Source organism: Sphingomonas yabuuchiae, from assembly GCF_001477495.1.
Lineage (GTDB): Bacteria > Pseudomonadota > Alphaproteobacteria > Sphingomonadales > Sphingomonadaceae > Sphingomonas > Sphingomonas yabuuchiae_A.
Genome location: NZ_LDTF01000099.1, coordinates 1 through 21447, shown reverse-complemented (window position 1 = coordinate 21447; position 21447 = coordinate 1). Strand labels below are relative to the sequence as shown.

Here is a 21447-nt window from a genome sequence, read left to right as displayed (position 1 = left end):
ATCTCGCCCTATCCCACATGGCAGGGAGATGAAGGATGCGTGTCAGGGCTTTGGGGATCGTCGCGCTGCTCGCTTGTCCGGCAGCGGCGCAGGAGGTGCGACCAAGCGGTCCGCCGCCCGGGATGGCGACTGGTGCGCCGGGCACCCCGACAGGCTGGAACATCACCATCGGCGCTGCACCCGTCCTCAGCCCGGCTTGGGCCGGATCGCGCGATATGGCGTTGTCCCTGTTTCCCGATCTGCGGGTGAATTACGGCGACACGCTCTTCGCCTCGGTGCCCGATGGGATCGGGTGGAATGCGGTCCATCGCGACGGCTGGCGTGCCGGGCCGCTGGTGAAGATCCGCTTCGGCCGGGACGAGCGCAACGGCGGCTCGCCCTTCCTGATCGCAGGGGGCAGCGACGCGCTGGAGGGCATGGGCAATATCAAGGCGGCGGGCGAGATCGGCGGCTTCGTCGAGAAATCCTTCGGCCCGCGCCGCGCCTGGCGCGCACGGGCGGAGGTGCGGCAAGGATTCGGCGGGCATGACGGCGTGGTCGCGGACCTGTCGGCGGCCTATCGCACCCGGATCGGCCGTGCGATCGTCAGCGCGGGGCCACGCATGACGCTGGCCAGCGCGAATTTCGTGCAGACCTATTTCGGCATTTCCCCGGCGCAATCGACGCGCACCGGGCTTGCCCCGTACCGCGCGGACGGCGGCGTGCTGTCCTATGGCCTGGGCGGCAATATCGTCTGTCCGCTGAACCGCCGCAGCGCGCTGACGCTGTTCACCAACCTGGAGCGGCTGGGCGGCCCGGCCGCCGACTCGCCGTTGATCCGAGAGCGGGGGCAGCGGCTGCAGGCGACGCTGGGACTGGGTTACGGGTTCCGCTTCGGCCTATAGCGCCGCTCGCGCCGCCGCCGCCGCACGTCCCAGTTCCGCCCGCTCGGCCCGGACGGCCATCGCGTCCCAGGAGGCGGCGGCACGCTCGCAGCGGTCGCGGACATTCTGCAATGTCGCATCGGCGGCGTTGTTGCGCTCGATCTCGGCCTGATTGCGGAAGAAGATGGCATCGCGAGACATGGATTATCCTTTCGGGCCACAAAAAAAGCGGTAGCCGGACCGGCTACCGCTTCGACATTCAGGCGGGCTGAAGGTTGACCGCCGCCATCTTTCCGCGGCGATCCTCTTCCAGTTCATAAGTGACCCGCTGGTTCTGGTTCAGCGTGATCATCCCGGCGCGCTCGACGGCGCTGATATGGACAAAGGCGTCCGCGCCGCCGCTCTCGGGGGCGATGAAGCCGTAACCCTTGTCGGCGTTGAAGAATTTGACGGTTCCGGTGATGCTCATATTCGCTCCTTCATCATGATGAACCAGGCTGGGCCGGGTTCGGGGCCGCGGTGCAGGGAAAGAAGGAACGAGCCGCAAAGCAGAGAACCGTCGATTTGCGACTTTAGCACGGATCAATATCGGGTCCCCGCACGCAATTGTAAGGGCCGTGGCAAAAATACTGTTTTCGCATCGCCCCATCGAACCGCAGCATGGCCTTCCGGAAGCCCCCGCGAAGGCGCGAACTTCCATTCCATCGGCTTTCGGGACTGGCGTCGTCGGTTCGGCGGGTTAGAAGAAGGATAAAGCATAACGGGAGGACCGAGCGGGGCATGACGAAACACCTTCCCTGGATCGCACTGGCGATCGTCGGAGCAGGCGCACTGGGCGTGGTCGCCACGGTGCGCGGCGAGCCGATCAACGCGCTGTGGATCGTGGCCGCCGCCGTCTCGGTCTATCTGATCGCCTATCGTTACTATGCTCTGTTCATCGCGCGGGTGATCGGCATCGACCCCAGCCGCCCCACTCCCGCCATTCGCCGCGCCGACGGTCTCGACTATGTCGCGACCGACCGTACCGTGCTGTTCGGCCACCATTTCGCCGCGATCGCGGGTGCCGGGCCTTTGGTGGGACCGGTGCTGGCGGCGCAGATGGGGTATCTGCCCGGCACGCTATGGATATTGGCGGGCGTCGTGCTGGCGGGGGCAGTGCAGGATTTCCTGGTGCTGTTCCTCTCGATGCGGCGCGACGGGCGGTCGCTAGGCGAGCTGATCCGCATGGAGATGGGGCCGGTCGCGGGCACCATCGCGCTGTTCGGCGCCTTCATGATCATGGTGATCATCCTGGCGGTCCTCGCCCTGATCGTCGTGCGTGCGCTGGCCGAGAGCCCCTGGGGCCTGTTCACCGTGGCCGCCACCGTGCCGCTGGCGATGCTGATGGGCGGCTATACCCGCTGGGTGCGGCCGGGGAAGATCGGCGAGGTGTCGGTCATCGGGTTCATCGGCCTGATCCTGGCGATCGTCTATGGCCAGTCGATCGCGGAGTCGGCGGTTCTCGCGCCGCTGTTCACCTTCACGCCGGTGCAGCTCTGCTTCCTTCTGATCGGCTACGGCGCGGTCGCCTCGGTCCTGCCGGTGTGGCTGCTTCTCGCGCCGCGCGACTATCTGTCGACCTTCCTCAAGATCGGCGCGATCGTGGCGCTGGCCATCGGCATCGTCATCATGGCGCCGCCGCTGAAGATGCCCGCGCTGACCAAATTCATCGACGGCAGCGGGCCGGTCTGGGCGGGGCCGCTCTTTCCCTTCCTGTTCATCACCATCGCCTGCGGCGCGGTGTCGGGCTTCCACGCGCTGATCGCCAGCGGCACCACCCCCAAGCTGATCGCCAGCGAGAAGGACGCGCCGTTCATCGGGTACGGCGCGATGCTGATGGAGAGCGCGGTGGCGATCATGGCGCTGGTCGCCGCCTCGATCCTCGACCCCGGCATCTATTTCGCGATGAACGCGCCCGCCGCCGTGCTGGGCACCGATCCGGCCAGCGCCGCCGCCGCCGTGACCGCGATGGGTTTCCCCATCTCGGCCGACACGCTGGCGCAGGTCGCGCGGGACGTGGGCGAGCATACGATCATCAGCCGCGCGGGCGGCGCGCCGACACTGGCAGTGGCGATGGCGGAAATCTTCAGCCACCTGTTCGGCGGACAGGCGATGAAGGCCTTCTGGTATCATTTCGCCATCCTGTTCGAGGCGCTGTTCATCCTGACCGCGGTCGATGCGGGGACTCGGGCAGGCCGGTTCATGTTGCAGGACCTGATCGGGCTGGTCGTCCCCAGCTTCCGGGGATCGAGCAAGGTCGCGCCGGGCCTGATCGCGACGGCCCTGTGCGTCGCGGCCTGGGGCTTCTTCCTCTATCAAGGCGTCACCGATCCGCTGGGCGGGGTGAACACGCTGTGGCCGTTGTTCGGCATCTCCAACCAGATGCTGGCCGCCGTGGCGCTGATGCTGGCGACCGTGGTCCTCTTCCGCATGAAGAAGGACCGCTATGCCTGGATCACCGTGATCCCGACCATCTGGCTGCTGGCGTGCACGCTGACCGCCGGGTGGTTGAAGATCTTCTCGGCCGATCCGCGCGTGGGCTTCCTCGCCCATGCCGACAAGTTCGCCGGCGCCGCCGCGCAGGGCAAGGTGCTGCCGCCCGCCAAGACCATGGGCGACATGGGGCGGATCGTGTTTAACGACCGGATCGATGCCGGGCTGTGCGCGATCTTCCTGGGCGTCGTGCTGGCGATCCTGGTCTATGCGGTGCGCACCTGCCTGATCGCGCGCAGGATCGACCGGCCGAGCGTGACCGAAGTGCCGCCAGAACTGGTGGCCGCCGAATGAGCTGGCTCGCCCGTTTGCGCCAGATCGGCAACGCCATGGTCGGGATGCCCAGCTATGATGCCTATCTGGCGCACATGGCGATGAAACATCCCGACCGGGAGCCGATGGACGAGGTGACCTTCTTCCGTGAGCGGCAACAGGCGCGGTATGGCGGCAAGAATGGCGGGCGCTGCTGCTGATCGTTCACGCGAGGCCGCAACGGCGCGAAGAAGGGAGTAGGTTGGTTCGCGCGGAGGCGCGGAGGCGCGGAGACGCGGAGGTGTAGGGCCCGGCCGACAGGCCAGACCATCCCAACGTTCGTCTTATAGTCTCCCGCTTCTACGCGCAGGCAAAGCTCCTCTGCGTCCTCAGCGCCTCTGCGCGAACCTGATAATCTCCGCGTCTCCGCGTCTCCGCGCGAACAAAAACCTTCGCGCCCTCGTGGCTTCGCGTGACCCGCAAACCCCCGCCCCGCCCTACCCTTGCCTTTTGGCCACACCACGGCTACATCGCGTTCCCATCCGAACAGCGCGGACGGACCTTTCGTCGCAGGCCCCCTGGGGCAGGCGACGGCGGACCCATGCCCCGCTGACAGTAATTTCAACGCAGGTGCGGGAACGGCACGAGTGGCGAAGACGACCCCCATCGAATTCCTCAACCAGGTCAAGACCGAGACCAAGAAGGTCGTCTGGCCGACGCGGCGCGAGACGGTGATGACCGGTGTGATGGTGGTCGTGATGACCACGATCCTGGCCATCTTCTTCCTGGCGGTCGACTCGTTCTTCGAGACGCTGGTCCGCACCCTGCTGTCGTTCGCGAAGTAAAAGGGTTCTCATGGCGCGCTGGTACATCATCCACGCTTATTCCGGTTTCGAGGGCAAGGTCCGCGACTCGATCATGGCCGAGGCGACCCGTCTGGGCCTCGACCATCTGGTCGACCAGATCGAGGTGCCGACCGAGACCGTGACCGAGGCCCGCCGGGGCAAGAAGATCGCGGTCGAGCGCAAGTTCATGCCCGGCTATGTGCTGGCCAAGCTCGACATGACCGATCAGGTCTATCACCTCGTCAAGAACACCCCGAAGGTGACCGGCTTCCTTGGCGCGATGGGCAAGCCCCAAGCGATCAGCGAAACCGAAGCCACGCGGATGCTGAATTCCAAGGAAGAAGCCGCCGCCGCGCCGAAGCACAAGGTCAAGGTCGACTACGAGATCGGCGACGCGGTCAAGGTGCTGGAAGGCCCCTTCGCCAGCTTCAACGGCGTGGTCGAGGAACTGGATTTCGACAAGTCCAAGGTCAAGGTGTCGGTGTCGATCTTCGGTCGCGCGACCCCGGTGGAACTGGACTTCGAGCAGGTCGAACGCTCGAAGTAAGTTCGGACCATCCGACGAAAACGGGCCGGGGCGGCGACGCCACCGGCCCTTTTCGTATCTGGCATCCTACAGCTTGGCGCTGTCCGCCACCTGCCGGAACGCCGCCACCCCGGCGTCGAAATAATGCAGCCGGGGCGCCTCGAAGGTGATCAGGTACAATTTGCCGCCGATCATCGCCCCGCGCCCCTCACCCTTGCGCGGCAGGTCCTCTTTCAGTCGGGTGAAGCTGTAGGTGAAGCGGATGCCCGGCTTGCCCGCAAAGGCCATCGGCTCCATCCCGTCCACGGTGAACAGCGGGGTGTCGAGCGCGATGCGATAGCTGTTCTCGACCAGAGTCGGGATGTCCGTCACCAGCATCGTCGCCTTGACACGCGGCAACGGCTTGGTGCGCTTGCTGACCTCGCGGAACAGCGTCTGTTCGGGTTCGATCCCGCCGTAGAAGGTCAGATCGTTCAGCGCGTCGCCGTCGAAGGTCCATGTCTCCGAATTGCGCCCCGGCCGTGCGCCCAGCTTGTTCCATTCGACCGAGGGCGTGACCGTCAGCACCGATTTGGCGACCGCCACGGGCTGTCCCGCCGGGATCAGCTTGTTGCCCGCCGCCACGGGCGCCGCGACCAGCGCCAGTCCGATCACCGCGACCTTGAAACCCTTCATTGCACGCCCCCTTCCCCGATCAACATCGCCATGGCCGCGCGGTCGCTCGCCTGCGGGGCCCGCTCCAGATAGGTTTTCAGCGCCGCCCGCCCCGCCGCTTCCTGTTGCCCACGCAGGAGGGACAGGCCCAGCCCGCGCCAGGCGATCGGATCGGTGCAGCCCGCATCGATCGCCTGTTGATAGAATTGCGCCGCGCTGACCAGATCGCGGGGGTTACCGCGCTCGCGATAGAGTTCGCCGCGCGTCAGCAACAGGTCGGGCGTCCATTGCCCGCCCGCCAGTTCGCCCAGCAGATATTCCGAGCCGCCGAAATCGTTGAGCTTGATCTGGTCGGCCAGGAAGCTCGCGCGCCATGGCCGCATCGCGATGAGGAACGCATCGCGCGACTCGTCGCCGCGCTCCCCATCCGCCCCCGCCGCCTCGCGCAGATAGGTGGCGCGAGTCAGCTCGGTCGGATGATCGGCGAAGAAGCCCGCCGAATAGCGATGCGTGACATGCCGCTTGCGGCCCAGAGCGGTCGCATCCTGCTCGGCCATCAGCCGCTCCCAGATACGCGAGGCGGCAAGCGGCCGATAGCCCGCCGCCGTCAGATAGCGCAGGCCCATCAGGTCGGCCTCGGTCTCCTGAGCACGGTTATAGGAGAAATGCAGCTGGATCAGGCTGACCGGCAAGGTGCTGTAGGGCGAGAGCACGCTGGTCCAGGCGATGATGTCGCCGATCGTCCGCCCCCGGCGAAAACTGGCCAGGGTGTGGCGCATCTCGAAATGCCCGAACTCATGGCCGAGCAGCGCCGCCAACTCGGCCTCGTCACGCAACCGGAGCAGCGCGCCGGTATAGACGATCATCATGCCGTTCGGCGTCATGGAAGCATTGAAGACCGGCGCGCGCACCACATAGATTCGCACGCCCTTGCACCGATCCTCACCCACCGAGCGGCAAAGGACCTTGGCCATATAGGCATTCAGCGCGGCGTCACGCAGCACGGCGGGCGAGTCGCGCAGGGCGCGCTCCGCCTCGTCGGTTTGTTGCCACAGCCCCCGTTCATCGACGGTCGTCGGCGTATAGGCCGCACTGTAAGGCGGCAGCGGCGCAAGCCGATCCGACGCGCCCGCGCCTAGAGCCGCACCCGCCAGTGCCGCGGCGATCATCCATCCAGCCATGATTCCGGCCCCTCAGCGCGCGGCTGTCTGGGATGCGGCGGCGGGCGTCTCGACCGGCTTGCCCGGAAAACCCTCCAGCAGTTGCGACACGCGCTTGGCCGCGCCCTCGGGCGTACGGACATCACCGCCCATGGCGAGGTCGGCGTTCAGCCAGACCAGATCGCCCGTCTTCAGGTCGATCAACCCGGCATAGCCCTTGTGCACGCCCGAACTCACACCGACACCAGCCACCCCCGCAGCGAACAGCTGGAGCAGCTTGCGCCCGGTCGAACCATAATGATCCTCGGTCGTCACGAAGAGCGCATAGTCGGCGCCCTGCACGCCCGGCAGTTTCGCGACCTCGGACCCGATCGACCACAGGAAACTGTCGTCGCGCTTCTTGGTGGGCAGGCGATTGCCCGGGAAGAACTGATACGTCTGGACCGAGTCGGCCAGTGCGGTGAACAGCGCACGATATTCATGCGCCGTGGCCGCGCCCTGCCCGACCGGCTCGACATGGTTGACGACCCGGTTGCCCAGCCGGCCTTGCGCGTCCGCGAGCGCCTTGCCCAGATTCTCGCGCGCCTGGTCGGTCCAGTCGGCATTGGGTTCGTACGACCCGCCGGTCGATTGCGCGCCGACCGCGATTTCTGGCCGCATCAGGACGATGGTCGCGGTGCCGGGGGCCAGCGTGAAACCGGGCTTGTTGCCGGTCTTTTCCTGTGCCGCCAGCGGCGTGGCCGCCATCGTCAGCGCCGCCGCACAGGCCAGCGCACCCCATCCCCGTCGCATGTGTCGAACCCCCGTTCGAGCGATGGCGGAACCGGTCGCTCCCTCGACCGAGTCGTCCATCATGACCCGAGACTGACATGGCCGGATCGGGCCTGACAAGCGCAATGCTGGCCTTGCCATTTCTCCCGTTTTCGGCTATCGGCCCGCGCTTCCCTAGCATCTTGCGACGGAACCCTTGCGGGAGGGTGTGCTGGCGTACGCCACGCGCCCGTCACGACCGCTAGACTCGAAAAGAGAGTGACATGGCAAAGAAGATTACCGGCTATATCAAGCTGCAGGTCCCTGCAGGCGCCGCCAACCCCTCGCCGCCGATCGGCCCGGCGCTGGGTCAGCGCGGTGTGAACATCATGGAATTCTGCAAGGCGTTCAACGCGCAGACCGGCGAAGTCGAGAAGGGCACGCCGCTGCCCACCGTCATCACCGTCTATGCCGACCGTTCGTTCTCGTTCGAGACGAAGACCGCGCCTGCGACCTACCTCATCAAGAAGGCGGCCAACCTGAAGTCGGGCTCGAAGGAGCCGGGCAAGGTGTCGGCGGGCAAGATCGCGCGCTCGAAGCTCGCGGAAATCGCCCAGGTCAAGATGAAGGACCTGAACGCCAACGATATCGAGGCTGCGACCAAGATCATCGAAGGCTCCGCCCGCGCGATGGGCCTCGAAGTGGTGGAGGGCTGAGATCATGGCCAAGCTGACCAAGAAGCAGAAGTCGGTCCAGATCGACGCCGAGAAGCTGCACGGCATCGACGAAGCGATCACGCTGGCGCGCACCAACGCGACCTCGAAGTTTGACGAGACGATCGAAGTCGCCGTCAACCTGGGCGTTGACCCGCGCCACGCCGACCAGATGGTCCGTGGCGTCGTCACCCTGCCCAAGGGCACCGGCAAGACCGTTCGCGTCGGCGTGTTCGCCAAGGGCGCGAAGGCTGATGAAGCACGCGCCGCTGGTGCGGACGTCGTGGGCGCCGAGGACCTGATGGAAACCATCCAGGGCGGCACCATCGACTTCGATCGCTGCATCGCGACCCCGGACATGATGGGCGTCGTCGGTCGCCTCGGCAAGGTGCTGGGCCCCAAGGGCCTGATGCCGAACCCGAAGCTCGGCACCGTGACCATGAACGTCGCCGAAGCCGTCAAGGCGGCCAAGGGCGGCCAGGTCGAGTACCGCGTCGAGAAGGCCGGCATCATCCATTCGGGCATCGGCAAGGCGTCGTTCCCGGCGGAAGACCTGCGCGCGAACTTCGACGCGCTGGTCGACGCTCTGATCAAGGCCAAGCCGTCGGGCGCCAAGGGCAAGTATGTCCGCAAGGTCGCCGTCTCGTCGACGATGGGCCGCGGCATCAAGGTGAACGTCTCGGAAATCCCGGGCGCGTAACCGACGCCGCCAGCGCAAGCTGACAGGATCAGGGGGTCGGAACCGAGGTTCCGGCCCCCTTTTTCGTGTGTGTGGGGGCGGCGCGCGCCCCACCTCCCGCCGCTCCGTTCAGCCTGAGCGAAGTCGAAGGCCACGCTTCAGCCACGCCGCGAACGAATCCCGTGCACCTCGACTTCGCTTAGTGCGAACGGGGGATGGATCTGGCGGTGGGAACAAGCGTATTTTGCCCCCCGCCCTTCAGGGGAGGAGCTAGAGCAGGGTGACGTCAGATTAATCCCCCCTCCCCTCCAGGGGAGGGGCCAGGGGTGGGGCGCTTCCGCAAACGCCATGCCTGTGGTGATGCCCCACCCCAACCCCTCCCCTGAAGGGGAGGGGTTGAACTTGCGTCGACCACTCGTCATCCCGTTCTAAATGGGCCTACTCCATGACCGACCGACCAATTTTGGTCAGTCCAAAATCCATCAGCGCGGCAAGTCGTCATCCCGTGCCGGAATCGCTCCCGAACGCATCACCGTCCACCCAGCCAGCCTGTGCCCCCGCACCGCCGCCTCGGCCGGCAACAATCCGTCCAGCCGCGCCCCCAGATAGCCCGCGTTGAACGCATCTCCCGCCCCGCTGGTATCACGAGGGCTGAGGCGCTCGGGCGGCGGGACGAGGCCGACGCCGGTGACGAGGCATCCGTCGGCCCCCAGCTTCACCACGACCTCGGCCGCTCCCAGGCTTTGCCAGCGACCCTGCACCTCTTCGGCGGACTTGGCGTCGACCAGCATCGCCTCGTCCTCCAACGTCGGCAGGCCGATATCGCAGCCGCCGATCGCCCGGCGGCACAGATCGCGTGCCTCGTCCTGGCTGGCGAACAGGCGGGGACGGTAATTGCCGTCGAACGCGACCCGACCGCCCCGCGCGCGGACCCGCTGCGCCAGATCGAACAGATGCTCCCGGCTCGGCTCGTCCAGGATCGCGAGGGTAATGAGCGAATAGAGGAGCAGATCGGCCTGCTCCGCCTGAGCCATCACCGCCTCGCTGCCCGAAAGGGACAGGGTACGCCGCGCGGCGCTTTGTCCCCGCCAATAGGAAAAGCTGCGCTCGCCCGCCTCGTCGGTGGTGATCGCGTACAGGCCCGGCATCCGTGTCGGATCGCGCAGAATCAGACTGGTGTCGATGCCCTCGGCCGTCCAGTCCTGAAGCAAAGTCGCGCTGAACGGATCGTCGCCCAAGGCGGTCACATAGCGGACGTCGCGATCCATCCGTGCCAGATGGATCGCGGTGTTCAGCGTGTCGCCGCCATGACCCAGCCGCCACAACCCGCCGTCCGCGCGCGACAATTCGATCATCCCTTCCCCGACGACGACGATCCGCATCCACTTCTCTCCTATCGATCTCAGGCTTCACCCCAATAGTGGCAAGGCCAAAATTTGTAACTGGTCAATCCGAATGCCCAATGCTACCGCTAACCGCAGAGAAAAGGCGATTTGGGACGAGGGAATAGCGGCCGTGTTGATGATCCAGTCCATGCGGTGGTTCGGACCCGCCGACCCCATTGCCTTGTCCCACATCCGCCAGGCGGGCGCCACCGAGGTCGTTACGGCGCTGCACGAAATCCCCAACGGCGTGGTCTGGCCGCGTGCGGCGATCGCCGAGCGGCGGGCGATGATCGAGGCGGCCGGGCTGGGCTGGTCGACGGTCGAAAGCCTGCCGGTGCATGACGCGATCAAGCGCGGCGAACTGACCGACGAACTCGTCCAGGCTTATGGCGACAGCCTGCGCAACCTGGCGGCCGAGGGAGTGCGGACCGTCACCTATAATTTCATGCCGCTGCTCGACTGGACGCGCACCGATCTGGACTGGCAGTTGCCCGACGGCGCGACCGCACTGCGCTTCGAATGGGCAGCGGTCGCGGCCTATGACATTCACATCCTGCGCCGTCCGGGGGCCGAGGCGGATTACTCCGAGGCCGTCCGCGCCGCTGCCGCCGAGCGTTTCGCCGCCATGTCGCCGAAGGAACGCCACAAGCTCGAACGCACGATCATCGCGGGACTGCCCGGCAGTGAGGAAAGCTTCGACTCGCCCGCCTTCCAGCGCGCGATCGACACCTATGCCGGGATCGACGCCGAGGCGCTGCGGGCCAACCATATCGCCTTCCTGCGCGCGGTCTGCCCGATCGCCGAAGAGGTCGGCATCACACTGGTCGTCCATCCCGACGATCCCCCCTTCCCCATTTTCGGCCTGCCGCGCGTGGTCAGCACGGCGGAGGATCTGGAGCACCTCTATGCCGCCGTGCCGTCGCTGGCGAATGGGCTGTGCTTCTGCACCGGATCGTTCGGCGCGCGGCCGGACAATGACCTGCCCGCGATGGTCCGCCGCTTTGCCGACCGGATCGACTTCCTTCACCTGCGTTCGGTCGGCTGGGAAGCGGGTGAGCGCAATTTCCACGAGGCCGAGCATCTGGGCGGCCATGCCCGCATGACCCAGGTGATGCAGGCGGTGGTCGAGATTTCGCACACGCAAAACCGCGCCATCGTGATGCGCCCCGACCATGGCCACCGGATGATGGACGACCTTCATCGCAGCTCCAACCCCGGCTATTCCTTGCTGGGCCGGATGCGCGGGCTGGCGGAACTGCGTGGGCTGGAACGGGGAATCGTGCACATGCTGGGGCTGAACGCGAACACGGCTCCGGCCGAACTGGAGCTGACCGCATGACCCGCAAGCTGGAACTCCACCCCGACCGGCTGCTGCCCGCCGATCCGACGACGCGCGGCATCGCGCGGACGCTCTATGCCGAAGTCGCGGACCTGCCGATCATCAGCCCGCACGGCCATACCGATCCGCGCTGGTTCGCGACCGACGAGCCCTGGGCCGACGCCAGCGACCTGCTGCTCGCGCCCGACCATTATGTCTTCCGGATGCTCTACAGCCAAGGCATCGCGCTCGACGATCTGGGTATCCCGCATCGCGGCGGACGCCCGGCGACCGATCCGCGCGCGGCGTGGAAGCTGTTCGCGTCCCACTATCACCTGTTCCGCGGCACGCCGTCGCGCATGTGGCTCGACCATGTGTTCGCCGAGGTCTTCGGTTTCGACGAGGCGCTGGAGGAAGCGACCGCCGACCGTTATTTCGACGCGATCGGCGAGGCGCTCGCCACCCCCGCCTTCCGCCCGCGCGCGCTGTTCGAGCGGTTCCGCATCGAATGCCTGGCGACGACCGAAGGCGCGGACGATCCGCTGGTGCATCACCAGGCGATCCGGGCGTCGGGCTGGCAGGGTCGCGTCATCACCACCTATCGCCCCGACAGCGTGATCGATGTCGAGCATGAACAGTTCACAGGCGCCATGCAGCGCTTCGCCGAGCTGACCGGCGAGGATGTCCATAGCTGGTCCGGCTATCTCGCCGCCCATGCCAAGCGCCGCGCCGCCTTTCGCGCGTTGGGCGCGACGGCGACCGATCACGGCCATCCGACGGCGGCCACCGCGAACCTGTCGACCGCCGAGTGCGAGGCACTGTTCGCAAAGATCGTCGGCGGCGGCTGGACGCCCGCCGATGCCGAACTCTTCCGCGCGCAGATGCTGACCGAGATGGCCAAGATGAGCGTCGCGGACGGCATGACGATGCAGATCCACCCCGGCTCGTTCCGCAACCATAATGCGGGCCTGTTCGCCAGCCATGGGCGCGACAAGGGCGCCGACATGCCGATGCGCACCGATTACGTCCATGCGCTGAAACCCATGCTCGACGTGGTCGGCAACGAACGCGACCTGACCATCATCCTCTTCACGCTGGACGAAAGCGTCTATGCGCGCGAACTGGCCCCGCTGGCCGGGCATTATCCCTGCCTGAAGCTGGGCCCCGCCTGGTGGTTCCACGACAGCCCGGAGGGGATGCGCCGCTTCCGCGAGATGACGACCGAGACGGCGGGCTTCTACAACACGGTCGGCTTCAACGACGACACCCGCGCCTTCCTGTCGATCCCGGCGCGGCATGACGTCGCACGGCGGATCGACTGCGGCTTCCTGGCACGCCTCGTTGCCGAGCATCGGCTGGAGGAGGACGAAGCCGTCGAGCTGGCCCATGCCCTGACCAACGGTCTGGTCCGCACGGCGTACCGGCTGTGACCCGGCTGAGCGAAGCGACCGCCACGACGCTGCCCGAGAGCGTGGCCCGCCCCGGCTATGACCGGGCGGCGCAACGGATCGGCATCGTCCATATCGGCCTGGGCGCGTTCCACCGCGCGCATCAGGCGGTCTATACCGACGACGCGATGGCGGCGGGCGACCGCGACTGGGCGATTGCCGCAACCTCGCTTCGTTCGGCGGGCGTGCATGACCAGATGGCGCCGCAGGACGGCTTCTATACCGTCACCGAACGGTCGAGCGAGGGCGAGGCCATCCGCCTGATCGGCGCGATCCGCGAGGTGATCGTCGCCGCCAGAACGCCCGAGCGGCTGGCCGAACGCCTCGCCGCGCCCGACACGCGGATCGTGACACTGACCGTCACCGAAAAAGGCTATTGGCGGCGGCCTGACGGCTCCACCGATCTGGCGGGCATCGTCGCGGACGGGAACAGCATCTATCATTATCTGGCGCAGGCGGTGGTCGCGCGGGCTGCGGCGGGCCTGGGTCCGCTGACGCTGGTCAGCTGCGACAATTTGCCCAACAATGGCCGGGTGCTGCGCGCCGGCGTGGCGGCGTTTCTGGACCATCAGGGCGAAACGGCAGCACGGCAATGGTTCGAGCGCGACTGGCGCTGCCCCAACACCATGGTCGACCGCATCGTCCCCGCCGTCACCGACGCCGATCGCGCAGCGGTCGAAGCGGGCTTAGGAATGCGCGACGAGGCGGCCGTCATCACCGAGCCCTATCGCCAATGGGTGATCGAGGATGATTTCGCGGGCGACCGTCCCCGCTGGGAAGTGGGCGGTGCGCAATTCGTCGCCGATGTCGCGCCCTATGAGACCGCCAAGCTGCGGATGCTCAACGGCGCGCATTCGGCGCTGGCCTATCTGGGTCTGGAGCGCGGGCATGAATTCGTCCACCAGGCGGTCGCCGATCCCGCCATCCGGCCCGTGGTCGAACGGCTGATGCGGGACGAGGCGGCGACCAGCTTCACCGCCGCCGAGGGGCAGGCGCTGGGGCCTTATGCCGATGCGCTGCTCACCCGCTTTGCCAACCGGACGCTGGAACATCGCCTCTCGCAGATCGCCAGCGACGGATCGCAAAAGGTCGGCCCGCGCTGGCTGTCCTCGCTGTCGGCGCATGACGGGGAGGCGCCTGCGACACTTACCGCGCTGGCGGCGTGGCTGCGCTTCATCCGGACGGGGAACGACGCCTCGCCCGATCCGCGACGGGCGGAACTGGCCCGGCTGTGGGAACAGGGCGATGCGGCGCAGGTGGTCGATGCGCTGTTCGGGGACGGCGGTTCGATGGCAGGCCTGTGGCGGCCGACCGAGGCGCAGCGGGCTGCGCTAATTCGCGAGATTGAAGCGTAAATCCTCCCCTGTAAGGGGAGGTGGCAGTCCGCAGGACTGACGGAGGGGGGCTTCCACACAGGACGCACCTGACGGAGCGCCCCCTCCACCACCGCTTCGCGGCGGTCCCCCTCCCCGTGTCGGGGAGGATTTTTTGTTTACTGGCCGTCCTTAGGCTCGATACCTTCCGCCGGGGGTGCATCACTGCTCGGCGTGCGCTGGACGCGCGCGGTCATGCCGGTGGCCGAGGCATCGTCCAGCATCTGCTGGTCGACCGTCCGCTCGGGCGGCGGCGGCGGGATCGTGTCGGCGGCCATGTTGACCGGGGCGACGGCGTCCGCGTCATTGGTCATGACCGGCGTCTCCTCGGGCACGGTCATATTCTCCTCGACCACGGCCGTATCGTTCTCGACCGGCACGGGCGGGTCCTCCGACGAGCGCGAGCAGCCCGCCAGCAAAAGCCCGGCGGCGAACAGCGCCATGGCGCTTTTGGTGGCAATCTTCATCATCTGTCCCCTTTAGTCCTTGGTCGCCTGGGCGCGCTCGGCCGAGCGGGCCTCGATCTTGGTCGCGAGCTGCGCGTCCCAGCTATAGGGATCCTCGCGGAAACCCACCTGTCCGTCGGCATTCGCGAAAGCGGTCCAGTAGAGCAGATAGACCGCCACCGGCTCGGCCATGCTGGCGCGCACCGTCTTGCCCGAGGCGAGGACGGCATCGACCTGCTCGGGTTGCCATTCGGGCGTGGTCTTCAGCATCAGCGCGGCGAGGTCGGCGGGCTTTTCCAGCCGGACGCAGCCATGGCTCGCCAGCCGGTCGAACTTGGAAAAGCCCGACTGGGCGGGCGTGTCGTGCAGATAGACCGCGAAATCATTGGGGAAGTCGAACTTGAACCGACCCAGCGCGCTCTTTTCCGACGATTGCTGCAACCGCTTGCTGCCGTCGCCATTGTCGATCACGCGGAACCCCGCGCGCTTCAGATAGCCGGGATTGGCCTTTTCCTTGGGCCACAGCTCCTTGTTGGCGATCGAGCTGGGCACGTTCCAGGGCGGGTTCAGCACGATGCTGCGGATCGTCGATACCAGCATCGGCGTCTCGTTGCCCGGACGGCCCGTTACCGCCTTCATCGACATGACCGGATTGTCGCCGTCGAACACGGTCAGCACGGCGGCGGCGATGTTCACCTGGACGCGCTTGGCCTCCAGTTGCTGCGGCAACCAGCGCCAGCGTTCCATATTCGCCATGATCTGGCGGATGCGCTGCGCCACCGGCACGTTCAGCACGGCGATGGTCTGGGTGCCGACGGTGCCGACCGGGTTCAGGCCATAGCGGCGCTGCGCCCGCCGCACCGCCGCCAGCAGGTCCTCGTCGAACCTGTCGCCCGTGGCGCTGACCGCCGGGTCCTCCATCGCCAGCCGCTTGCGAAGCGCCAGCACCTGCGGTCCGCTTGCGCCAAAGTTGATGGTGGTCGCCGGGAGCGACGACCAGCCCCCCGCCGCCGCCATGGCGCGATAGCGGGCGAGCCCCTTCACCAGCGCGTCATAGCCCGCATAGGGCGGCGGCAGCGAGGCGATCCAGGCCGACAGCCGATCGCGCCGCACCGCCTCCACAAAGCCGGGCGCGGGGTCGTAAGGCTGCGGACGGATACCCCAGTCCTTGGTGAAGTCGGCCGCATCCAGCCGCCCGACATGCACCGCATGGGCATAATCCAGCGCGACGCGGGTCAGCGCTGCGGGCGACAGGGTGGTCAGGTCGCGTGGCGGCCCCTGACGCAGCCCCTGCGCCACCTCTCCCCCGGCGATCAGCGTCGCGAGCTGCCGGGCCTGCGCCTCCGACAAAGCGGGGATCGTTACGGCGGGGGCGGCTTGCGGCAGCGGCTGCACGGTGGCGGGCGGTGCCATCTGGGTCTGCGCAGCGGGGGGCTGAATCTGTTGCGGCGTCGTGGGGACCATCACCGGCGGCGGCGCGACCTGCGCCAGCAGCGGCGTCGCGATCATGGACCCGGCCGCCAACGTACCGAGCAGCCGGGCAACGGACGGGCGGGAAACGGAGAAAGGCATTTTGGTCATGCGGATATGATAGCCCCTGTTCGTCGGCATGTCGTCGTGGGAGCGGCGCTTTACATCACGCTATCCTACGCCAAGCTGAACCGATCGACAGGCAAAACGTCGCACACGCCCTGAATTTGAGGAGGTCCGCCAACATAGGTTAGCCGCCCGACGCCACGCAGCCTGGCTAGGGCACAATGAAGCGAGAGTCGATAAAGCCGCCCCCTCACCCCAAGACCAGCGCTTGACACGATCCCCGGTCATATTTTGTATACACCCGCCTATGGGGAAAGACGAACGGCCCGGTACAGGACCGGTCCGTCATTCACCAAAAAGCGCCTCATCTGTCCCGGATCGCCGGGTCGTACGTATCGAATATCGAAGGCAGCCCGCAAAGAGGCACCTCACATCCGCAGCAGGAACGGGAGTCGGTAAAACCAAAAGAGGGAAAAGATCATGGCTTACGGACCAAGCCGGTTGCGCAAATGGGCGCTGGCGAGTGCGGCTGTCGGCGCGCTGATCTTGGCGGTCGACGCGCAGGCGCAGACCCAGGTGACGGGCGGCGGCACGGGCGTGGCGGAAAATGCCGCCAGCGACGATGCGACAACGGGCGACAATACGATCGTCGTCACCGGCTCGCGTATCCGTCGCAACCCGCTGGACCAGAGCGCCCCCCTCACCGCGATCGACAGCGCGGATATCGCGCGCACCGGCCTGTCCTCGATCGGCGACGTGCTGCAGCGCCTGCCGGGTGCCGCAGGCGGACTCAATTCCCGCTTCAACCGCTCCGGCAACAACGGCAACCCGCCCGATGGCGGCGGCGTCGGCGCCGGCTCGGCCGAAATCGACCTGCGTTATCTGGGCAGCCGCCGCACGCTGGTGCTGGTCGACGGCCTGCGCTTCATCAACGGCAGCGCGGCAAGCGGCATTCCCGGCGCGGTCGACCTGAACGCCATTCCCGACAGCATGATCGAGCGCGTCGACGTGCTGCGGGACGGGGCCTCGACCATTTACGGCTCCGACGCGATCGCCGGCGTCGTCAACATCATCACCAAGAAGCGCCAGAACGGCTTCCTCGCCACCGCGCAGCTCGGCGGCTACGACAAGGGCGACGGCGTCACCCAGAATTACCAACTCAGCTGGGGCCACCGGACGGCGGACGACCGCGTCTCCGTCGTGGTCGGGGCGAACTATATCAACCAGGGATCGGTCTTCGCGGGTGACCGGCCCTATTACGCCTTCCCCGATCCCGGCGCGACCGCGTGCACCACGACGTGCAGCTCGGGCACGCCCAATGGCCGGTTCATCATCAACAACCCCGTCACGGGCGAGTCGATGAACCTGACGCTGAAGAGCAATCCGCTGACCCAACCGCGCTTCGATCCGCTGAACCCGACCGGCGCGAACAGCGATTTCAAGGCCTTCACCGTCGCCGACCGATTCAATTTCCGCCCGTTCAACTATCTGCTGACCCCGCAGGAACGCGTCGGCGCCTTCGTCAATTTCACCGGCCAGTTGGCGGATAATGTCCGGCTCAGCACCCGGCTGATCTACAATCGCCGCACCTCGGACAATCAGGCCGCGCCGCTGCCGCTGTTCGTCGGGCCGGATGCGGGCAACGGCAATCTGCTCGACACCATCTCGATCGACCGGACCAATCCGTTCAACCCGTTCGGCGTGACGCTGAGCGCGGGCAACAACGGCACGCCCGCCAATTACGCCTTTATCGGCCGCCGCTTCGTCGAGAACGGCCCGCGCCATTACAGCCAGCGGGTCGACACCATGTACATGTCCAGCACGCTGGACGGCCAGATTCCGATCGGCGCGGGCACCTGGTACTGGGACGCCAACCTGATCTATGCCGAGAACCAGGCCAAGCAGGTCGCGCATGGCAATGTCAACGCCGCCAATCTGGCGCAGGCGCTGGGCCCGGTGGCGAACTGCACCGGCGCGTGCGTGCCGTTCAATATCTTCGGCGGGGCGGGTTCGATCACCCCCGCGATGATCAACTATGTCACCTTCACCCAGCGCGACCGGTCCGAACAGACGATGACCGACGCGACCCTTAACCTGACCGGCACGCTGCTCCAGCTTCCCGCCGGGCCGCTGGGACTGGCCACCGGGTATGAGTTCCGCCGCCAGACGGGATCGTTCAACCCCGATCCCATCGTCGCGGCGGGCCTGGGCTCGGACATCCCGGCCCAACCGACCGCCGGGGCGTTCGACGTCCACGAAGTATATGGCGAACTCAGCATCCCGGTGCTGAAGGACGTGCCCTTCTTCCGCCTGCTCGAAGGGTCGTTCGCGGCACGCTATTCGGACTATTCGACCAGCGGCAACCGCACGGTGATGAAGGGCGGGCTCAGCTGGAAACCGTTCGAGGATCTGCGCCTGCGCGGCACCTGGGCGCAAGGGTTCCGCGCCCCCAGCATCGGCGAGCTGTTCGGCACGCCGTCGCGCTTCGACGGCAATGTCATCGATCCCTGCTCGGGTATCGCCAGCCTGCCCGCCAACAGCACGGTGCGGCAGAACTGCGTCGCGCTGGGCGTGCCAGTCAATTATGTGCAGAACGGCCTTCAGCTGCCGATCCTGACCGGCGGCAATCGCGCGCTGAAGCCCGAACGGTCGGAAAGCTGGGTGCTGGGCGGCGTCTATAGCCCGAGCTGGGCGCGCGAGGCCGGTATCGCCAGCCAGCTGAGCCTGGAGGCGGATTACTACACCATCCGGGTCGACGACGCGATCGCCTCGGTCGGTGCCGACGTGCTGCTCGCCAACTGCGTCAACCAGCGGGACGCGGTCAGCTGCGGCGCGATCACGCGTTCTTCGACCGGTAGCGGCCAGATCACCCAGATTCGCGGCCTGCTCCAGAATATCGCCTCGCTGAAGAGCGAGGGGATCGACGTCACCCTCATCTATCGCAGCCCGCGCGTCGGGGCGGGCAGTTTCGGCCTGAACTGGGCGAGCAACTTCCTGTTTGAATATTCGACCACCCTGCCCACCGCGACCGGCAGCGAGAAGCTGGAACGGCAGGGCACCGAGCGCGGCGACCAGGCCTATCCCCGCTTCAAGAGCGTCGCGACGATCGACTGGTCGAGCGAAACCTTCCTCGCCTCGCTCACCGGGCGCTATATCGGCAAGGTTATCGAGCCCGCCTATGACAATCGCGAGATGAAGCCGATCCTGTATCTGGATGCCCAGATCGGCTGGACCATGCCCTGGCTGTCGCAGCGGCTGACCCTGACCATGGGGGTCAACAACATCCTGGGCCAGCGTGCCCCCGACTGCCTGAGCTGCGGCGGCTTCGATCCGACGACCTACGACCTGCCGGGCCAGTTCGGCTATGCCCGACTTGGCTTCAAATTCTAGGGATGGCGTGGCCGGGGCGACGGACCCCGGCCACTTCCATGGATCATAACAACAGGCCCCTCCCCATCGCGGGAGGGGTTCCGTTCAATGAATCTTCCAATCGACGATCGCCCGTAGCCCCAGCACGACCACGCCGGGTGCATCGGGCAGTCCCGACGGACGAAGGACATATTGCACATCCGGCTGGAGGGTCAGGAAGCGCGCCACGCGATCGCTGTAGGTCAGCTCAATCGTGCTTTCCGACCGCGTCAGCGGCGGCTCGCCCGGAGGATTGGATCGGCGATAGGCCCGGCTCAATCCGGCCGTCGCGAACCCGATGGAAAGGAGCGACTCGGGACGTAACGGCAGGACACCATGCCCGGTCACCCCGATCTGCATTCCGTCCGCAAAGGGCGTCGCGAATCCATCGGACAGGCCCGCGCGCAGAAAGGCGCACCAATACCCTATCGTGTCCGCCTGCCCGACCACATCCTGCTCCACCAAGGCGTACAGGCCATGCGACGCGGCGGTATCCGGTCCAAGGGTAACGCCTGGTGGCACGATCCGCTGCTGTCGATGGCTATAGGTCCAGCCGCCGATGGTGATCGCCGTCCGCCCCCTCAGGCCCGTCTCCGCGATGAACAGGGCCGATCGCGGACCGTCCTCATCCGCCACGCCGCGCGGGGCGCGGATCACGGCCGCCTGCACATAATGGCGCTTGGTCTCCAGACGGACGCGAATGCCCAGATCGGTCTGCGGGAAGATCGACGGCCCATTGGGTCCCGTCGCCGCCAGTTCCGACCCGATGCCGAAAGCGGGTGCGATCAGCGCGGCGGCCGAGGGATTGGCGTAGAATTCGCTGTTCAGATCATATTTGCCGACCAGGATCGATCCACGGTCCCCGGCGAAACGCTGTTGCACCCAGGCCTGATAGAGGACAGCATCGGGGCTGCCGACCTCGATATTGTTGACGCCCTGCAACGTGCCCGCAATGTCATTGGGCCGCGCCCCGGCATTGCTCAGGACGCCGACATAGGCGCTCGCCCCTTCCCATCCCGCCGCGCGATCCAAGTCGACTCCGGCCATCAGGTCGGCATTGTCCAGAAACCGCGCGCCCCGTGCGCGCCCGCCCGCCGCCACACCGACGAGATCGGCCTTATAGAGTAGCCGCAGGCTGAAGGCGCGCGTTCGCTCCTCCTCAACCTCGCCACTGGTTTCGACGCGCTGCTCCTCCTGCTGCGCCAGAACAGGCGACGGCGACACAAGGATGGGCGCAGCCATCAGTATGATCGATTGACGCAATGTCATCGCTCATCATCCCCCTTGGCGATTGGGCGGATGCCCAGTCCCCTTCCCGCCCTCATGCGACGGCCGCCTGACCAGGGCCGCAGCCTTCGTCTCCTAAGACGGACATCGCATCCGTGTCGAGCAGCCCGGCAAAGCCCCTCCCGCGACGAAATGGACCATATCGCGGCACGATCGCGAGCCTCGTTCGCCTGTCGGCATGGGCATGGCGGAGGGCCTGAAGGCCTAAGGCTGTACAGGCGGCCGTTTTATCGAGCTGCGTTTCGCCAGAGCGGGAGACGATCCACTCCGGT

The 21447-nt window shown here is 66.7% G+C and carries 21 protein-coding genes; 11 read left to right on the top strand and 10 right to left on the bottom strand.

What is annotated here, in order from left to right; genetic code table 11:
• Positions 1 to 35 precede the first annotated feature (35 nt).
• A complete protein-coding gene (locus NS355_RS15855) occupies positions 36 to 884 on the top strand; it encodes a MipA/OmpV family protein (protein ID WP_058746565.1) in 849 nt (282 codons plus the stop codon).
• On the opposite strand, the gene NS355_RS15850 is transcribed toward NS355_RS15855, so the two are convergent.
• The gene (locus NS355_RS15850) at positions 879 to 1064 is read right to left on the bottom strand and encodes a hypothetical protein (RefSeq protein WP_056433505.1); all 186 of its coding nucleotides are present in this window, start codon (positions 1062 to 1064) and stop codon (positions 879 to 881) included. The genes NS355_RS15855 and NS355_RS15850 overlap by 6 nt on opposite strands.
• Before the next feature lie 58 nt (positions 1065 to 1122).
• Positions 1123 to 1332 carry a cold-shock protein gene (locus NS355_RS15845; protein ID WP_056433501.1) on the bottom strand — a complete coding sequence of 70 codons (210 nt, stop codon included), beginning with the start codon at positions 1330 to 1332 and terminating at the stop codon, positions 1123 to 1125.
• 311 nt (positions 1333 to 1643) lie between these two features.
• Between NS355_RS15845 and NS355_RS15840 the strand changes: the two genes are divergently transcribed.
• The 4 genes from NS355_RS15840 (at position 1644) to nusG (ending at position 5039) form a co-directional block, all read left to right on the top strand.
• The gene (locus NS355_RS15840; protein ID WP_058746564.1) at positions 1644 to 3689 is read left to right on the top strand and encodes a carbon starvation CstA family protein; all 2046 of its coding nucleotides are present in this window, start codon (positions 1644 to 1646) and stop codon (positions 3687 to 3689) included.
• Entirely contained in the window at positions 3686 to 3868 is a 183-nt protein-coding gene (locus tag NS355_RS15835) for a YbdD/YjiX family protein (protein WP_058746563.1), read from the top strand. The genes NS355_RS15840 and NS355_RS15835 overlap by 4 nt, the downstream gene beginning before the upstream one ends.
• A 426-nt stretch (positions 3869 to 4294) precedes the next feature.
• Positions 4295 to 4492 (top strand): preprotein translocase subunit SecE, encoded by a 198-nt coding sequence (secE, locus tag NS355_RS15830; RefSeq protein WP_056433493.1) that lies wholly within the window; start codon positions 4295 to 4297, stop codon positions 4490 to 4492.
• A 10-nt stretch (positions 4493 to 4502) separates the two neighbouring features.
• A complete protein-coding gene (nusG, locus tag NS355_RS15825; protein ID WP_058715475.1) occupies positions 4503 to 5039 on the top strand; it encodes a transcription termination/antitermination protein NusG in 537 nt (178 codons plus the stop codon).
• 66 nt (positions 5040 to 5105) lie between these two features.
• Here the strand turns inward: nusG and NS355_RS15820 are convergent, their stop codons facing one another.
• From NS355_RS15820 to NS355_RS15810, 3 genes are read right to left on the bottom strand one after another with little or no spacing between them, the layout of a single operon-like run.
• Positions 5106 to 5693: a hypothetical protein gene (locus NS355_RS15820; RefSeq protein WP_058746562.1), complete on the bottom strand. Its 588-nt coding sequence runs from the start codon at positions 5691 to 5693 to the stop codon at positions 5106 to 5108.
• Positions 5690 to 6853: a M48 family metallopeptidase gene (locus NS355_RS15815; protein ID WP_058746561.1), complete on the bottom strand. Its 1164-nt coding sequence runs from the start codon at positions 6851 to 6853 to the stop codon at positions 5690 to 5692. The genes NS355_RS15820 and NS355_RS15815 overlap by 4 nt, the downstream gene beginning before the upstream one ends.
• A 12-nt stretch (positions 6854 to 6865) precedes the next feature.
• A complete protein-coding gene (locus NS355_RS15810) occupies positions 6866 to 7624 on the bottom strand; it encodes a hypothetical protein (RefSeq protein ID WP_058746560.1) in 759 nt (252 codons plus the stop codon).
• A gap of 242 nt (positions 7625 to 7866) precedes the next feature.
• Here NS355_RS15810 and rplK point away from each other — a divergent pair, with 242 nt between their 5' ends.
• Both rplK and rplA read left to right on the top strand, forming a co-directional pair.
• Entirely contained in the window at positions 7867 to 8298 is a 432-nt protein-coding gene (gene rplK / locus NS355_RS15805; RefSeq protein WP_007407063.1) for a 50S ribosomal protein L11, read from the top strand.
• Between the two features lie 4 nt (positions 8299 to 8302).
• Complete coding sequence (gene rplA, locus NS355_RS15800) at positions 8303 to 8995, top strand: 50S ribosomal protein L1 (protein ID WP_058746559.1); 693 nt, start codon at positions 8303 to 8305, stop codon at positions 8993 to 8995.
• A 461-nt stretch (positions 8996 to 9456) separates the two neighbouring features.
• On the opposite strand, the gene NS355_RS15795 is transcribed toward rplA, so the two are convergent.
• A complete protein-coding gene (locus NS355_RS15795; RefSeq protein ID WP_058746558.1) occupies positions 9457 to 10356 on the bottom strand; it encodes a sugar kinase in 900 nt (299 codons plus the stop codon).
• 151 nt (positions 10357 to 10507) lie between these two features.
• Here NS355_RS15795 and uxuA point away from each other — a divergent pair, with 151 nt between their 5' ends.
• From uxuA to NS355_RS15780, 3 genes are read left to right on the top strand one after another with little or no spacing between them, the layout of a single operon-like run.
• Positions 10508 to 11698: a mannonate dehydratase gene (uxuA, locus tag NS355_RS15790; RefSeq protein WP_244489713.1), complete on the top strand. Its 1191-nt coding sequence runs from the start codon at positions 10508 to 10510 to the stop codon at positions 11696 to 11698.
• Positions 11695 to 13107, top strand: coding sequence for a glucuronate isomerase (uxaC, locus tag NS355_RS15785; protein ID WP_058746557.1), 1413 nt, complete (start codon positions 11695 to 11697; stop codon positions 13105 to 13107). The genes uxuA and uxaC overlap by 4 nt, the downstream gene beginning before the upstream one ends.
• On the top strand, positions 13104 to 14480 hold the full coding sequence (locus NS355_RS15780) for a mannitol dehydrogenase family protein (RefSeq protein WP_058746556.1): 1377 nt from the start codon (positions 13104 to 13106) through the stop codon (positions 14478 to 14480). The genes uxaC and NS355_RS15780 overlap by 4 nt, the downstream gene beginning before the upstream one ends.
• Positions 14481 to 14617: 137 nt before the next feature.
• Here NS355_RS15780 and NS355_RS15775 read toward each other — a convergent pair whose 3' ends face one another.
• Together NS355_RS15775 and NS355_RS15770 are read right to left on the bottom strand one after the other, a co-directional pair.
• A complete protein-coding gene (locus tag NS355_RS15775) occupies positions 14618 to 14968 on the bottom strand; it encodes a hypothetical protein (RefSeq protein WP_244489712.1) in 351 nt (116 codons plus the stop codon).
• Between the two features lie 9 nt (positions 14969 to 14977).
• Positions 14978 to 16525, bottom strand: a complete 1548-nt coding sequence (locus NS355_RS15770) for a L,D-transpeptidase family protein (protein WP_209445118.1) — start codon at positions 16523 to 16525, stop codon at positions 14978 to 14980.
• A 435-nt stretch (positions 16526 to 16960) separates the two neighbouring features.
• Between NS355_RS15770 and NS355_RS15765 the strand changes: the two genes are divergently transcribed.
• Positions 16961 to 19870 carry a TonB-dependent receptor domain-containing protein gene (locus tag NS355_RS15765; protein ID WP_058746554.1) on the top strand — a complete coding sequence of 970 codons (2910 nt, stop codon included), beginning with the start codon at positions 16961 to 16963 and terminating at the stop codon, positions 19868 to 19870.
• 84 nt (positions 19871 to 19954) lie between these two features.
• Here the strand turns inward: NS355_RS15765 and NS355_RS15760 are convergent, their stop codons facing one another.
• Together NS355_RS15760 and NS355_RS19225 are read right to left on the bottom strand one after the other, a co-directional pair.
• A complete protein-coding gene (locus tag NS355_RS15760; protein WP_167345476.1) occupies positions 19955 to 21130 on the bottom strand; it encodes a carbohydrate porin in 1176 nt (391 codons plus the stop codon).
• A 79-nt stretch (positions 21131 to 21209) separates the two neighbouring features.
• A partial coding sequence (locus NS355_RS19225) for a hypothetical protein (protein WP_209445117.1) occupies positions 21210 to 21447 on the bottom strand: 238 nt, incomplete at its 5' end.

What these genes read in the sequence shown, in the direction of transcription:
- NS355_RS15820 (WP_058746562.1), bottom strand. Translation starts at nt 5,693, where the DNA reads ATGAAGGGTTTCAAGGTCGCGGTGATCGGACTGGCGCTGGTCGCGGCG.
- rplA (WP_058746559.1), top strand. Translation starts at nt 8,303, where the DNA reads ATGGCCAAGCTGACCAAGAAGCAGAAGTCGGTCCAGATCGACGCCGAG.
- rplK (WP_007407063.1), top strand. Translation starts at nt 7,867, where the DNA reads ATGGCAAAGAAGATTACCGGCTATATCAAGCTGCAGGTCCCTGCAGGC.
- NS355_RS15850 (WP_056433505.1), bottom strand. Translation starts at nt 1,064, where the DNA reads ATGTCTCGCGATGCCATCTTCTTCCGCAATCAGGCCGAGATCGAGCGC.
- NS355_RS15855 (WP_058746565.1), top strand. Translation starts at nt 36, where the DNA reads ATGCGTGTCAGGGCTTTGGGGATCGTCGCGCTGCTCGCTTGTCCGGCA.
- uxaC (WP_058746557.1), top strand. Translation starts at nt 11,695, where the DNA reads ATGACCCGCAAGCTGGAACTCCACCCCGACCGGCTGCTGCCCGCCGAT.
- NS355_RS15845 (WP_056433501.1), bottom strand. Translation starts at nt 1,332, where the DNA reads ATGAGCATCACCGGAACCGTCAAATTCTTCAACGCCGACAAGGGTTAC.
- NS355_RS15815 (WP_058746561.1), bottom strand. Translation starts at nt 6,853, where the DNA reads ATGGCTGGATGGATGATCGCCGCGGCACTGGCGGGTGCGGCTCTAGGC.
- NS355_RS15775 (WP_244489712.1), bottom strand. Translation starts at nt 14,968, where the DNA reads ATGATGAAGATTGCCACCAAAAGCGCCATGGCGCTGTTCGCCGCCGGG.
- NS355_RS15810 (WP_058746560.1), bottom strand. Translation starts at nt 7,624, where the DNA reads ATGCGACGGGGATGGGGTGCGCTGGCCTGTGCGGCGGCGCTGACGATG.
- NS355_RS15770 (WP_209445118.1), bottom strand. Translation starts at nt 16,525, where the DNA reads ATGACCAAAATGCCTTTCTCCGTTTCCCGCCCGTCCGTTGCCCGGCTG.
- NS355_RS15760 (WP_167345476.1), bottom strand. Translation starts at nt 21,130, where the DNA reads ATGGCTGCGCCCATCCTTGTGTCGCCGTCGCCTGTTCTGGCGCAGCAG.
- nusG (WP_058715475.1), top strand. Translation starts at nt 4,503, where the DNA reads ATGGCGCGCTGGTACATCATCCACGCTTATTCCGGTTTCGAGGGCAAG.
- NS355_RS15840 (WP_058746564.1), top strand. Translation starts at nt 1,644, where the DNA reads ATGACGAAACACCTTCCCTGGATCGCACTGGCGATCGTCGGAGCAGGC.
- uxuA (WP_244489713.1), top strand. Translation starts at nt 10,508, where the DNA reads ATGCGGTGGTTCGGACCCGCCGACCCCATTGCCTTGTCCCACATCCGC.
- NS355_RS15795 (WP_058746558.1), bottom strand. Translation starts at nt 10,356, where the DNA reads ATGCGGATCGTCGTCGTCGGGGAAGGGATGATCGAATTGTCGCGCGCG.
- NS355_RS15765 (WP_058746554.1), top strand. Translation starts at nt 16,961, where the DNA reads ATGGCTTACGGACCAAGCCGGTTGCGCAAATGGGCGCTGGCGAGTGCG.
- NS355_RS15835 (WP_058746563.1), top strand. Translation starts at nt 3,686, where the DNA reads ATGAGCTGGCTCGCCCGTTTGCGCCAGATCGGCAACGCCATGGTCGGG.